Raw genomic sequence first — 13,647 nt, 5'->3', positions numbered from 1 at the left:
CGATTGTTCTGCATCGCATGTCGCGTCTCAAGTTGAGACGCGACATGCGACACGCGATGCGAATTGCTACGCGATCCGGCATGAATCGACCGCACGGCTCAATGAAATTGAACGCATCCCGCGCATCGCGGTCTCGAAACGGGGGATGGCATGCCATCTGCTTATCGAAGGTCACGCGCCGCACATGCCGCGCGCCGGACCATCGACCGTTTCATCTTTCGAGCCCGCATCCCACATGAAAAAAACACCCCTCATCCTGTCGGCAGGATTCCTGATCGGTTGCGCGAACGCGCATGCACAAAGCTCCGTCCTGCTCTTCGGCGTGCTCGACGAAGGCATCAACTACACGAACAACGTCGGCGGGAAGTCGTCGTGGCAGATGGCGAGCGGCGATCTCGCGACCAGCCGCTGGGGCATCAAGGGCGACGAGGATCTCGGCGGCGGTCTGCACGCGATCTTCGACCTGGAAAGCGGCTTCGCGGTCGAAAACGGCCAGCTCGGCTACGGCAACCGCCTGTTCGGCTACCAGTCGTATGTCGGGCTGCAGTCTGCGCAGCTCGGCACGCTGACGCTCGGCCGCCAGTTCGACACCGTCGCCGACACGATCGGGCCGCTGACCTCGAACGGCAGCTGGGCCGGCTTCCTGTTCTCGCATCCGCTCGACAACGACAACACCGATGCGTCGTTCCATGCGAACAACGCGGTGAAATACACGAGCCCCGTGTTCGGCGGTTTCTCGGGCACCGTGATGGCCGGGTTGAGCAATCTCGCGGGCGGCTTCGCGCAGAACCGGATGCTCGGCGTCGGCCTGAACTACACGTACCAGACGCTGTCGGTCGCCGCCGTCTACGAGAACATGTCGAACCCGGGCACCACGGCGGGGGGCGCACTGACGCCGGACGACTCGGATTTCGTCGCGGGCAACCAGAAGATCTACGGCGTCGGCGTGAACTACGGGATCGGCGCCGCGACGCTCGGCGCGGTGTATTCGCACGTGAACGTCGGGCAGCCCGACGCGTCGATCTATGCGGGTAGTCTCGGCCTCGCGGATGCGCGGCTCACGTTCGACAACCTCGAAGTCAACGCGAAGTACAACGTCACGCCGTCCTTTCTGGTCGGCGGCATGTACACGTACACGCGCGGCGGCCTCGATCAGGCCGGCGTGAAGTCGTCGCTGCACTGGAACCAGTTCGGCGCGATGGCGCAGTACCTGCTGTCGAAGCGCACGTCGGTCTACACGCAGGTCGCGTATCAGCTGGTGGGCGGCAGCGCGACCGGCACGCCGCTCGACGGCGCGCTCGTGCCGGGTTCGCCCGGCGCGTCGTCGAACGGGCATCAGATCGTCGCGCGCGTGGCGCTGAATCACACGTTCTGAGCCGTGCCGGACCGTGCCGCACACGGGTGCGGCACGCGGCGCTCAGAAGCCCTGCATCGTCACCGTCGGGTCGACGACCAGATGGACGACGCCGTAGATCACCGCGCCGACCAGCACCGCGAGCACGAGCGCGACGAACGGCAGCATCGTGAAGTTGACGTTCGCGAGATCGGACGCGTGCGCCTTGCTGTTGCGTACGCCGAAGAAACTCCACAGAACCAGGCGGATCATGCTGAACAGTTTCATGATGTTGCTCCTTTCTTCTATCGGTTGACGCTATCGTCGATCCGACAGGCATCCGAAAAAAGAAGCAGTTGCGTGCGGTTTTTGCGCAGCACGGGCTGTGCGACCGCGTGTCGCATGGCTGCGGCACCGACACGGCGCGCGCGTCAGAGATCGAGCACGAGCGGCTCCGCGGCCCCTTGCGCCGGCTGTGCGACGCACAGCAGCGCGCAACCCGGCTCGACCGGCGCATCGTGCGCCTGCACGTAGTCGACCGCGCCGGACAGCACGCGCGTCGCGCACGTGCCGCACGATCCGGACCGGCATTCGGACGGCACCGCCACGCGCTGCCCTTCGGCGAATTCGAGCAGCGTGCCGTCGGCAGGCGTCCATCCGGCCTCGCGCGCCGAGCGGCGAAACACGACGGGTACGCTCGTCGCCGGCGACGCCGCGGCCGTGCTGCGCGTGACGCTCGACGGCCCGAACGCCTCGAAACGGATGCGCTCGTCCGGCACGTTCAGCGCGCGCAGTCCTTCATACAGATCGCGCATGAACGCGGACGGCCCGCACAAATAAAAGTCGTAGTCGTCGAACGGCAGGATCCGCTTCAGTTGCGCGATGTCGATGCGGCCCGGTCGCGCCGCGCCGTCACGCGGCGGCTGGCTGTCGAACCAGTGCAGCGCGACGCGTGCGTCGGTCTCCGCGATGCGCGTCAGCGCCGCGGCAAACGGCCGATCCGCCGTATCGCGCGCGCCGTGCACGAACACCACACGGCGCGACGGCGCATCGTCGGCGAGCGCGCGGTGCAGCATCGCGATCATCGGCGTGATGCCGATACCGGCCGAAACCATCACGGCCGGGCGCGGGCTCGCCACGTCGAACGTGAAACGGCCGCGCGGCATCTGCGCGTCGAGCGTCATGCCGGCCCGCGCATGGTCATGCAGCCATGCCGACACGCGCCCTTCCCGCTTCACGGTGATCCGGTAATCCGCGCCGCCGGGCGCATCGGACAGCGTGTAGCTGCGGATCGTCGGCGCGTCGCCGCCGGGCAGCACGACCCGCAGCGTCAGATGCTGGCCGGCTTCGTACGCGGGCAACGCGCCGCCATCGGCCGGTTCAAAATGGAACGAGCGAATCGCGCGCGCTTCGTCGACGATCTTCGCGATGCGCAACGCTCGCCAGCTGGAAGCCGATGCGGATACAGCGGACGTCGACACCGCATTCGCCGCAAACTGCGGCGCGCGCTCGACCGCCGACCACCGGAACGGCAGCACGCCCCGCGTGCGCCGCACTTCGCGCACATGAAACCGCACGACGCGCTGCGCGCCGTCGAACGACGCGACGAGCGGCCCGTCCCACACGATCTCCGCATCCGCGGCGACATACACGAGGTCGCCGCGCTCGAAATCGACGAACAGCAATCCCGCGCGCGGATCGTGCTGCAGGTTGCCGAGCGTGTTGAAGAAGCGGTTGCCGCTGAAATCCGGCGTCGTCAGCGTATGCGCATCGTCGACGCGCACGAAGCCCGGCATCCCGCCGCGATGCGACACGTCCGCGCCGCGCGCGGCGCCCGCCCCGGCCGACGTGTTCGCACTCGCGACGAAGAACGTATCGGCGTGCGCGAGCAGCGCGCGGTCTGCGTCGTCCAGCCCGTCCGATACCTCCGATACGTCGGATGCAACGACCGCGGCCGATGCACCGCCGTCGCGCCGCACGAACGTCGGCGTACGGCCCTGGATGTACTTCGCGCAATTGCCGAAGCTCTGCTCGACCGCGATGGTGAGCGCGCCGCCGTCCACCACGCGCACGACGCCGTTCACGCGATTGCGCCGGCGCGTGTCGAACGCGATCCCGAGCCCGCCGAGCGACGCACCCGGCTGCCACGCACCGCCCAGCGGATCGCCCGGCAGCGCTTCGCCAGCGATGCACAGCGTGCGCGCATCCGGCGTCGTCACGAAACCGGGCCTGCCGACCCGCAGCGTCGCCCACGGCTGCCCGAGCGCATCGACGCCACCGAGCACGAAGAACGGCAGCTGGCCGAAAAACGTCCGGTGCTGCTCCGGCATGAACCGCCGGATCCCGCGCCGGCCGGCCGCGCCCGCGGCCTCCGTCACGCCCGCGCGCTGCTGCACGGCAAGCTCGCCCGCGTGAAACGGCGCATCGTCGAGTTCCCAGCCCGGTACGACGGCGCTCGGCGCATTCATCGCGTTCTCCCGAAACAGGTGTGTGACGGCCGCGCCACGTCAGGCGGCGAGCAGGCCGGCGCGGGTCGGCGGCATGCCGACGAAGCCTGGCAGCGCCTCGACGCACGCGAGCCACGCGCGCACGTGCGGATACGGTTCGAGCGACACGCCGCCCTCCGGCGCGTGCGCGATGTACGTGTACGCGGCGATGTCGGCGATGGTCGGCAGCGTGCCGGCGGCGAACGGCTTGCCGGCCAGTTCGCGGTCGATCACGTCGAGCACCTTCGCGGCCGTGCGCTTCGCCGCATCGTGATCCAGCGGCGCGCCGAACACCGTGACGAGCCGCGCGGCGGCTGGCCCCGACGCGATCGGGCCGGCTGCGTACGACAGCCAGCGCTGCACGGCCGCCGCGCCGGGCGCGTCGTCGGGCAGCCAGTGCGCGTCGCCGTAGCGCTTCGCGAGATAGACGAGGATCGCGTTCGAATCGGCGATCACGATGCCGTCGTCGTCGATCACCGGCACCTGCCCGAGCGGATTGAGCGCGAGGAACGCCGGTTCGCGCTGCGCGCCGGCCGCGAGGTCGACATCGACGGTCTCGCACGGCAGCCCGAGCAGCGCCAGGAACAGCCGGACCCGGTGCGCGTGCCCCGACAGCGGGAACGAATAGACGCGAATCGGACGGGCGGGCTTGCTGGCAGCGGACATGGAAGGTCTCCTGAATCTCGCGCCGCCGGAAGTCGGCGACGAACAGCCCCAGCGTAGCGCTCGCCGTTCACGCGCAGAAGACGGATAATCGCTGAAACATTATCCGCTCCCATAGGACAATCGACGATGGCCGACCTGCGCGACGTGAACCTGAACCGGCTGGCGATCTTCGTCGCGGTGGTCGATGCCGGCTCGCTGACGGCCGCGGCCGAACGGCTCGGCCTCGCGAAGACGGTCGTCAGCACCCACATGCAGCGCCTCGAATCCGAGGTCGGCGCGAACCTGCTGGTGCGCACGACGCGGCGGCTGAGCGTGACCGATGCGGGGCGCGCGTTCTACGATGCGTGCCGCGACATCGTGCGCGCGACCGAAAGCGCGCTCGACGCGGTGTCGTCCGACGCCGGGCCGCTGCGCGGCACGCTGCGCGTGAGCGTGCCGATCGACTACGGCGCGCTGGTCGTCGCGCCGGCCGTCGTCGCGCTGCGCGACGCGCATCCGGGGCTTGATGTGGAGCTGATTGCAAACGACCGCGTCGTCGATCTGGTCGCGGACAATCTCGACGTCGCGATCCGCATCGGCCGCCTCGCGGATTCGAACCATCGCGCGGTGCAGTTGGGCGAGTACGAGAAATGGCTGGTTGCGAGCCCGGCATTCGTCGCGCGGCACGGGCTGCCGCGCGAACCGGACGCGCTGGCCGCGCTGCCGTTCGTGATGCTGTCGACGCTGCCGCGCCCGCATACGATCGAGCTCGACCATGCGGGCGGCGGCCATGCATCGGTGCGCTGCGTCGCGCCGGTCGTGTCGAATACCGCGACGGCGTGCCGCGCGATCGCGCTCGCGGGCGGCGGCTTCGGGCTGCTGACGGACTTCTCGATCGCGGACGACCTCGCCGCCGGCCGGCTCGTACGGCTGCTGCCCGCGTGGCGCTCGGCGCCGGCCGGGATCCATGCGGTGTATCCGTCGACGCGGCTGCCGTCGCCGAAGGTGCGCGCGTTCATCGACGCGATGAAGACGCGGATCGGTGAAACACGGCCGGGCGCACCGGCGGGCCGGGCGCAATCGAAACGCACGGCGCGGTGAAAGCCGGCCGCCGGATGCGCCGGGCACGTCCGGCGCACGGCGTTGCAACGCGCTTTCAACTGCTTTTCACCGGGTTTCCGCGCCCGAATTAATCACCCCATTTGTTCACAAAAAATCTCATATTGATTTTCGAGATTTTTGACTAATCTTATTCCCGGTAATACGCTGAATTGCGTTTACCGGAACGTTTCAATTCTCCGCTTCATTCCAATCAAGGAGTTTGAAAATGCAAACCGCCGCAATTTCATGGGGAAGCACGCCGTCGATCCGCGTCTACACGGCCAACGGCAACAAGATCACCGAACGCTGCTACGACGGCCAGGGCTGGTACACCGGCGCGTTCGCCCAGGCGGGCGACAACGTCTCGGCGACGTGCTGGCTGGTCGGCAGCGCCGTTCACATCCGCGTGTACGCGACCAGCGGGGGAGCGACGACCGAGTGGTGCTGGGACGGTGAAGGCTGGACCCGCGGCGGCTACACGGGCTCCTGATCCCGCTTCCCGCCCGCGCGACACGTTGCGCGCGTAACGACGGCGCAACGCCCATTCTCATTGGCGTTGCGCTTTCTTTTTGCGATTGCTTTCCAGATTACAAATTAATCACGGAATCGAAAATTATTGAATAATTAAATTGATGACGGTTGCGTGAAATATCGCACCCCGTTAATTCAGATCCCACCCGATAATTATCAAAATAAATCCCGGTGAAATTTACGGAAGCGATACACGAATCGGATCGCTGCACGATCGTCCGGCTGTTTCACGTTTACCGTCCGTCGCAACGGAGGCGTCCGCGCGCTACGCCTCCTCGCGCAGCGTCCCCAGCAGCACCTTCCTGCAGCTCGCGACCATCTGCGCCTCCGGATCGCGATAACCGGTGAGCAGCCACGCCGCGCCGACGTTCGTCATCGCGCCGACGAGCGCGAGCCCGATCAGCCGCTGCTCGGTGCGCTCCGCGGGCGTCGCGGCCTCGCGCGCCGCGCCGATCGCCATGATCAGCTTGCCGAAGTCGATCAGCATCCGCTGGTAGGTCATGTCGGTATCCGCGCTCACGCCCATCACCTCGAGCAGCAGCACGCGCGCCGCGCACGGGTCGCGCAGGAAGCCGAAGAATGCGGCGAGCCCCGCGTCGACGCTCTCGCGCAGGTCGCCGCCGCGCTCGGCCACCGCACGCGCGACCGCATCGTGCAGCTGCTGCGCATGATGCAGATAGGTGCAGCGCAGCAAATCCTCGGTGCTGTCGAACGCCGCGTAGAAATAGCGATCGTTGAGCTTCGCTTCCTGACAGATCGACCGCACCGTCGCCTTGCGGAACCCGACCGTGCCGAACACGCGCGTCGCCGCGCGAATCAGCGCATCGCGCCGCTCGGCGGCCCGCACCTCGGGCGCCACGCCGCCGTACGCCCGACCCCGTTTTTCTGTTTCGAGTGCTTTCTCCATTTCGCTATTTGACATCAGGACACCCGAAAACTAAAGTGGTGACGAACAACACCACAATAGGCGCGCCGCCGGTGCAGCGCAAGCGGAAACGGGAGGAACGACAGATGAAGGGTTTTTCCGGCAAGGTCGCCGCGATCACCGGCGCCGGTTCGGGCATGGGCCGCAGCCTCGCGGTCGAGCTCGCGCGGCGCGGCTGCGCGGTCGCGCTCGCCGACGTCAACGACGTCGGGCTCGCCGGCACGGCGGCCGCCTGCGCGCAGCACGGCGTGCGCACGAGCACGCGACGGCTCGACGTCGCCGATCGCGACGCGGTGTTCGCGTGGGCCGATTTCGTGCGCGCGGAACACGGCAAGGTCAACCTGATCTTCAACAATGCGGGTGTGTCGCTGGCCGCGAGCGCCGAGACCGCGCGCCTCGCGGATCTCGAATGGATCGTCGGCATCAACTTCTGGGGCGTCGTGCACGGCACGCAAGCGTTCCTGCCGCATCTGCGCGCGTCGGGCGACGGGCACGTGATCAACACGTCGAGCCTGTTCGGGCTGATCGCGATGCCGACGCAAAGCGCGTACAACGCGACCAAGTTCGCGGTGCGCGGCTTCACCGAAGCGCTGCGCATGGAACTCGAACTCGACGGCGCGCCGGTGAGCGCAACCTGCGTGCATCCGGGCGGCGTCGCGACCAACATCGTCGATGCGAGCCGCGTCGACACCAGCATCCATGCGCTCACGGGCCAGGACGAAGCGACCCATCGCCGCCAGGCGAACCGCCTGATCAACGCAACGACGGCCGACGATGCCGCGCGGCAGATCCTCGCCGGCGTCGAGCGCAACGCGCGCCGCGTGCTGGTCGGCGCCGATGCGCGTCGTCTCGACAGGATCGCGCGCCTGCTCGGCGCCGGTTATCAGCGACTGATGCTGCGCCACGTGCGCCGCGCCCGTGCACGCAACCTCGACCGCGCGCACGCGCCGGCCGCGCGCCCGACCACGCCGACCCAGGATCCCGCATGACCTCGACGACGACCGACCGGCGCGATGCGCCGCCCGCCCGCGGCGACAGCCGCGACCTCGACGTGCTGATCGTCGGCGCCGGCCTGTCCGGCATCGGCGCCGCGTATCACCTGAAGAAGCGCTGCCCGCATGCGAGCGTCGCGATCGTCGAGGCGCGCGATGCGATCGGCGGCACCTGGGACCTGTTCCGCTATCCGGGCGTTCGTTCGGATTCCGACATGTTTACGCTCGGCTACAGCTTCCGCCCGTGGCACAGCGACAAGGCGATCTCCGACGGCCAGACGATCCTCGACTACATTCGCGACACCGCGCGCACGTACGGCATCGACCAGACGATCCGCTACGGCCAGAAGGTCGTCGCGGCCGACTGGGATTCGAACCGCGCACGCTGGACGGTACGCGTCGAGCGCACGCAGGACGGCGCGCGCGACACGCTCGTCTACACGTGCCGCTTCCTCTACATGTGCAGCGGCTATTACGACTACGACGGCGGCTACCTGCCCGACTGGGCCGGCATGGAATCGTTCGAAGGCCGCATCGTGCATCCGCAGCAATGGCCGAAGGACCTGTCGTACGCGAACCGGCGCGTCGTCGTGATCGGCAGCGGCGCGACGGCCGTCACGCTGGTGCCGTCGATGGCGGCCGACGCGCGGCACGTGACGATGCTGCAGCGCTCGCCGACCTACATCGTGTCGCTGCCGGCCCGCGACAGGATCGCGAACGCATTGCGCCGCGTGCTGCCGTCGCAGCTCGCGCACCGGCTCGTGCGCGTGAAGAACGTATTGCTGACGATATACCTGTACAACGTGTCGCGCCGCAAGCCCGAGCGGACCAAGCAGTTCATCATCCGCGCGGCCGGCAAGCAGCTCGGCGCGGACTTCGACGTCGCGAAGCACCTGACGCCGCGCTACATGCCGTGGGACCAGCGCGTGTGCCTCGTGCCGAACGGCGACCTGTTCAAGTCGATCCGCGCGGGCCGCGCGTCGATCGTCACCGACGAGATCGAACGCTTCACGCCGACCGGCCTGAAACTGAAAAGCGGCCAGCAGCTCGACGCCGACGTGATCGTCACGGCCACCGGGCTGAAGGTGAAGATGCTCGGCGGCGCACGCGTGACGGTGGACGGCCGCGCGGTCGACTTGCCGCAGACCGTGTCCTATAAAGGAATGATGTACAGCGACGTGCCGAACCTCGCGTCGTCGTTCGGCTACACGAACGCGTCGTGGACGCTGAAGGCCGAGCTGATCTCGCGCTACGTGTGCCGGCTGCTGAACCACATGCGCGCGCACGGCTACGACACGTGCGTGCCGCGGCTTGGCGCCGGCGATCTCGGCGACGTGCCGGCCGTGAACCTGAGCTCCGGCTACATCCAGCGCGCAGCCGGCATCCTGCCGCGGCAGGGCCACCGCAAGCCATGGAAATTCCATCAGAACTACGTGCTCGATCTCGCGTCGCTGAAGTTCAGCGGACTCGCCGATTCGGCGATGCATTTCGAACGCCGCGCGCAAGCCGGCCCGGCCGCCGCGCCGGTTGCCGAACCCGTACTCGAAACCCGCTGAGGCCGACATGAGCCATACGCTCCATCTGATCCTGAACGTGCTGCTCGGCGCCGTCGCGGTGCTCGCCGCGCTCGCGCTGTTTTCCGGTTACGTCGCGAGCCGCGTGACGCGCGCGTTTCCGCCCGAAGGCCGCTTCGTCGACGTCGGCGGCGACCGCCTCCACTACGTCGAGTACGGCAGCGGCCCGCCGCTCGTGTTCGTGCACGGGCTCGCCGGCCAGTTGCGCAACTTCGCGTACCTCCCGCTCACACGGCTCGCGCAGCAGCATCGCGTGATCCTCGTCGACCGGCCCGGCGCCGGCCGCTCGCTGCGCGGCGCCGGCTCGCAGGCGAACGTGTTCGCGCAGGCCCGCACCGTCGCCGCGTTCATCGACGCGCTGCAGCTCGACCGGCCCGTGCTCGTCGGTCACTCGCTCGGCGGCGCGATCGCGCTCGCCGTCGGCCTCAACCATCCGGATCGCGTGAGCCGGCTCGCGCTGATCGCGCCGCTGTCGCACGAGCAGACCGAGCCGCCGGGGCCGTTCAAGCCGCTGATGCTGCCGTCGCCGCTGGTGCGCCGCTTCGTGTCGTGGACCTTCGCGATCCCGCTGACGATCCTGACCGGCCGCAAGGCCGTGCAGCAGGTGTTCGCGCCGGAGGACGTGCCGCGCGACTTCCCGGTCAAGGGCGGCGGCCTGCTCGGGCTGCGCCCGCGCGTGTTCTACGCGACGGCGACCGACCTGCTGTCGGCGCCCGTCGACCTGCCCGCGATGGAGCGCCGCTACGCGGCACTGTCGTTGCCGGTCGACGTGCTGTACGGCCGCGCCGATCCGATCCTGAACTGGCGCGACCATGGCGAGGCGCTCGCGAAGAAGTCGGCGCGCGTGCGGCTGAAGGTCGTCGAAGGCGGGCACATGCTGCCGGTCACGATGCCGGAGGCGACGGCGGACTGGCTGCTCGAAGTCGCCGCCGAGCCGGTCGATGCGACCGTGCAGGGCACGCACGTCGAGCATTGATCGGCAGCGGGTGCCAGGGGGCTGCACCGGCATGGCGGTGCACGCGTGCGGCCTCGGTGACTGATATATAAGCGGCCGGGTTGAGCATCCGACGGGCGCTCGGCGCGTCGGGCGCGGCCGTGCGCCGCGGTTCGCGGCACCGCCGCCTGCAGTAGGGCAGCCGGTCACGCCGGGTCGTGCCGCCTGACCGCCCGGCGCGCCGCGATCGACGGCGCGCGTCGCTCAGGCTTCGTCGTCGGGCAGCGACAGCCCGAGTTCCGCGATCACCTCGCGCGCGCTGCGGAACGCCTCGACTGCGGCCGGCGCGCCCGCGTACAACGCGCTGTGCAGCAGCACCTCGCGGATCTCGACGAGGCTCGCGCCGTTGTTGAGCGCGCCGCGCACGTGCCCCTTCAGCTCCGTGCCGCGGCCCAGCGCCGCCAGCATCGCGCAGGTGCAGAGGCTGCGCGTCTTCAGGTCGATTCCGTCGCGCCGCCACGTGCTGCCCCATGCATGTTCGTTCAACCAGTTCTGCAGCGGACGCGAAAAGCCGTCGAGATCGCGCATCGCACGCTCGACGAACGCGTCCCCCATCACGTCGATGCGTCGCGCCTTGCCCTGCTCCCTGTCCTGTTCGCTCATGTCCGTGTCCTGTTCGAGGTCGTGGCCGCTCGGGCATGGCCCGCGGCCGGGTGGGTTCGCGTCATGTTCGCGGCACCCGGGCGTTTCGTCAAAGATCCGGCGCCCGATTCGTCGCGCCCCGGCCGGGCGCGAGTCGAACGCTACGTAACATCCGGGCGCGCGTTACGGCGCCGGTCGGGAACACCGCCGCGGCAGCACCGGCGCAACTTGTCCGCCGGTCTCGTGAAATCTTCAAATCGGCGTTTAAATCGCGTCTAAATTCCCGTTTTCTGCAACAAAGCGCGTGAGCGTTTCCCGAAAGCCGTCATGGCGCGGAATTTGCAGTTCAGCCTTGGCACACTTCCAATGTCGAGGCCAACATGCACCAACACTTAATAAAGAAGACGACGGTATCGCTGGCTGTCTTGTCCTTGCTCACGCTGTACGGCTGCGGCTCCGTCGACGGGCCGACGACGCCGCCGACGATCAAGCCGAGCACGTCGGGGACGGGGGGGAGTTCGGGTACTTCCGGGACGTCGGGTTCGTCGGGGACTTCGGGCACTTCCGGGACGTCGGGTACTTCCGGTACCTCGGGCACCTCTGGTACGTCGGGCACTTCCGGTACCTCGGGTACTTCCGGTACCTCGGGCACTTCCGGTACGTCGGGCACTTCCGGTACGTCGGGCACCTCCGGTACGTCGGGCACTTCCGGTACGTCGGGTACTTCCGGCACGTCGGGCACTTCCGGTACGTCGGGTACTTCCGGCACGTCGGGCACCTCCGGTACGTCGGGTACTTCCGGTACCTCGGGCACCTCCGGCACGTCAGGCACTTCCGGTACGTCGGGCACTTCCGGCACCTCGGGCACTTCCGGTACCTCTGGCACCTCGGGCACGTCCGGTACGTCGGGTACTTCCGGTACGTCGGGTACTTCCGGCACGTCGGGCACTTCCGGTACCTCGGGCACTTCCGGCACGTCGGGTACTTCCGGCACGTCGGGCACTTCCGGTACCTCGGGCACTTCTGGTACCTCGGGCACTTCTGGTACCTCGGGCACTTCTGGTACCTCGGGCACTTCCGGCACCTCGGGCACTTCCGGCACCTCGGGCACTTCTGGTACGTCGGGCACTTCTGGTACCTCGGGCACTTCTGGTACGTCGGGCACCTCCGGCACTTCCGGCACCGGCGTCACCCCGCTCGGCAACGTCCTGCAGAAGACCGGCAATCTCGTCACGTCGCTCGGCACGACCGTCGCCAACGGCGGCGCGCAAATCGGCGGCGTGCAGATCCCCGGCACGAACCCGACGACGGCCACCAGCGTCGGCAACGCAGTCACGAGCCTGGGCAACGGCGTGCAGTCGCTCGGCAACGGCGTCGCGGCCGGCCTCGGCTCGATCGGCGTGTCGGCGAACCCGCTCGGCCCGACGCTCACGTCGACCACCGGCCTGCTGACCGGCGCCGGCGGCGCCGTCAACAACCTCGGCAACGCAGTGAAGAGCCTCGGCTCGGGCCCGCTGTCGCCACTCTCGCCGGTGACGACGGTCGTCGGCGACCTCGTCAACACCGTCGGCGGCGCGGTCAACTCGACCGCATCGGGCCTGAACACCACGCTGAGCAGCGCGCCGGTCCAGCAGCTCGAGACGCAGCTCGGCAAGGTGATCAACCCGATCACGAACACGCTGACCGGCGGCGTGACGACGCCGGGCGCCACGCAGACGCTCGGCAGCGTCACGCTGCTCGGCACGCCGCTCAACGGCCTGCTGAGCACGCTCGGCAACGGCCTGGCCCTTGCCGGCTCGAAGGTCGGCGGCGCGACCGACAACCCGCTCGGCGCAGGTCTCGGCGGTGTCGTGGGCCAACTGGGCAACACGGTGACGGCAACCGGCGGGCTCGTCCACGACAAAAACGGCGGCACCAGCGGCACCAACCCGCTGGCGCCGATCACCGGCCTGCTCGGTTCGCTGACGGGCGGGCTCGGCGGCATCGGTTCGAGCGGCACGGGCGGAACCAGCGGCTCGGGCGTCGGCGGCCTGCTTGCGCCGGTCACCGGTCTCGTCAACTCGCTGACGCCGCTCGGCGCAAGCCTCACCGGCACGGTCACGACGCCGGGCGGCAGCCCGACCGGCGGCCTCGGCGGCGCGCTGACGAGCGGCCCGGTCGGCACGGTGACGGGCTCGCTGACGTCGGCCCTCGGCACGCTCGGCGCAGTCGGTACGGCCAGCCCCGGCGGCGCGACCGGCACGGTGACGACGCCGGCCGGCAGCGGCACGATCGTGGGCGGCCTCACCGGCAGCTCGAACGGCGGCGCTGCAGGCGGCGCGGCCAACCTGCTGTCGCCGGTGACGAACCTGCTCGGCGGCTTGCTCGGCGGCACCACCAAGAAGTAACGCTTCACGTATCAGAACCACAGGCCAATGGCCGGGCGCATACCAATCCAAAGCCCGGCCAGCGGCCGGCGTCACCCCGCCGAAGCGAGGGGCGCCG

The 13,647-nt window shown here is 68.8% G+C and carries 12 protein-coding genes; 7 read left to right on the top strand and 5 right to left on the bottom strand.

Features of this window, described 5'->3' with window-relative positions:
* The first annotated feature begins 235 nt into the window (after positions 1–235).
* Complete coding sequence (locus BX604_RS32565) at positions 236–1,375, top strand: porin (protein WP_098554890.1); 1,140 nt, start codon at positions 236–238, stop codon at positions 1,373–1,375.
* 42 nt (positions 1,376–1,417) lie between these two features.
* Here the strand turns inward: BX604_RS32565 and BX604_RS32560 are convergent, their stop codons facing one another.
* The 3 genes from BX604_RS32560 to BX604_RS32550 all read right to left on the bottom strand — a co-directional run bounded on the left by BX604_RS32560 (position 1,418) and on the right by BX604_RS32550 (position 4,485).
* Positions 1,418–1,621 (bottom strand): DUF2970 domain-containing protein, encoded by a 204-nt coding sequence (locus BX604_RS32560; protein WP_098554889.1) that lies wholly within the window; start codon positions 1,619–1,621, stop codon positions 1,418–1,420.
* Positions 1,622–1,764: 143 nt separating this feature from the next.
* Positions 1,765–3,801 (bottom strand): pyridoxamine 5'-phosphate oxidase family protein, encoded by a 2,037-nt coding sequence (locus tag BX604_RS32555; protein WP_098554888.1) that lies wholly within the window; start codon positions 3,799–3,801, stop codon positions 1,765–1,767.
* 39 nt (positions 3,802–3,840) lie between these two features.
* Positions 3,841–4,485 carry a glutathione S-transferase family protein gene (locus tag BX604_RS32550; protein ID WP_098554887.1) on the bottom strand — a complete coding sequence of 215 codons (645 nt, stop codon included), beginning with the start codon at positions 4,483–4,485 and terminating at the stop codon, positions 3,841–3,843.
* A 126-nt stretch (positions 4,486–4,611) separates the two neighbouring features.
* Between BX604_RS32550 and BX604_RS32545 the strand changes: the two genes are divergently transcribed.
* Complete coding sequence (locus BX604_RS32545; protein ID WP_098554886.1) at positions 4,612–5,565, top strand: LysR family transcriptional regulator; 954 nt, start codon at positions 4,612–4,614, stop codon at positions 5,563–5,565.
* A 169-nt stretch (positions 5,566–5,734) separates the two neighbouring features.
* Complete coding sequence (locus tag BX604_RS32540; protein ID WP_257146494.1) at positions 5,735–6,055, top strand: fucose-binding lectin protein; 321 nt, start codon at positions 5,735–5,737, stop codon at positions 6,053–6,055.
* A gap of 306 nt (positions 6,056–6,361) precedes the next feature.
* On the opposite strand, the gene BX604_RS32535 is transcribed toward BX604_RS32540, so the two are convergent.
* Positions 6,362–7,018 (bottom strand): TetR/AcrR family transcriptional regulator, encoded by a 657-nt coding sequence (locus BX604_RS32535; protein ID WP_098554884.1) that lies wholly within the window; start codon positions 7,016–7,018, stop codon positions 6,362–6,364.
* An 89-nt stretch (positions 7,019–7,107) separates the two neighbouring features.
* Between BX604_RS32535 and BX604_RS32530 the strand changes: the two genes are divergently transcribed.
* From BX604_RS32530 to BX604_RS32520, 3 genes are read left to right on the top strand one after another with little or no spacing between them, the layout of a single operon-like run.
* Positions 7,108–8,010, top strand: coding sequence for an SDR family NAD(P)-dependent oxidoreductase (locus BX604_RS32530; RefSeq protein WP_098555221.1), 903 nt, complete (start codon positions 7,108–7,110; stop codon positions 8,008–8,010).
* Positions 8,007–9,569: a flavin-containing monooxygenase gene (locus BX604_RS32525; RefSeq protein ID WP_098554883.1), complete on the top strand. Its 1,563-nt coding sequence runs from the start codon at positions 8,007–8,009 to the stop codon at positions 9,567–9,569. The genes BX604_RS32530 and BX604_RS32525 overlap by 4 nt, the downstream gene beginning before the upstream one ends.
* A 7-nt stretch (positions 9,570–9,576) precedes the next feature.
* A complete protein-coding gene (locus BX604_RS32520) occupies positions 9,577–10,563 on the top strand; it encodes an alpha/beta fold hydrolase (protein ID WP_098554882.1) in 987 nt (328 codons plus the stop codon).
* 222 nt (positions 10,564–10,785) lie between these two features.
* Here BX604_RS32520 and BX604_RS32515 read toward each other — a convergent pair whose 3' ends face one another.
* Positions 10,786–11,184 carry a carboxymuconolactone decarboxylase family protein gene (locus BX604_RS32515; protein WP_098554881.1) on the bottom strand — a complete coding sequence of 133 codons (399 nt, stop codon included), beginning with the start codon at positions 11,182–11,184 and terminating at the stop codon, positions 10,786–10,788.
* A 359-nt stretch (positions 11,185–11,543) separates the two neighbouring features.
* On the opposite strand from BX604_RS32515, the gene BX604_RS40040 reads away from it, so the two are divergent.
* Positions 11,544–13,550, top strand: coding sequence for a collagen-like triple helix repeat-containing protein (locus BX604_RS40040; RefSeq protein ID WP_098554880.1), 2,007 nt, complete (start codon positions 11,544–11,546; stop codon positions 13,548–13,550).
* Positions 13,551–13,647: the final 97 nt, after the last annotated feature.

It is taken from the genome of Burkholderia sp. JKS000303 (assembly GCF_002563755.1).
Taxonomy (GTDB): Bacteria; Pseudomonadota; Gammaproteobacteria; order Burkholderiales; family Burkholderiaceae; genus Burkholderia; species Burkholderia anthina_B.
The sequence above is the reverse complement of the archived record's forward strand: the minus strand, read 5'-3'. Positions and strand labels throughout refer to the sequence as shown.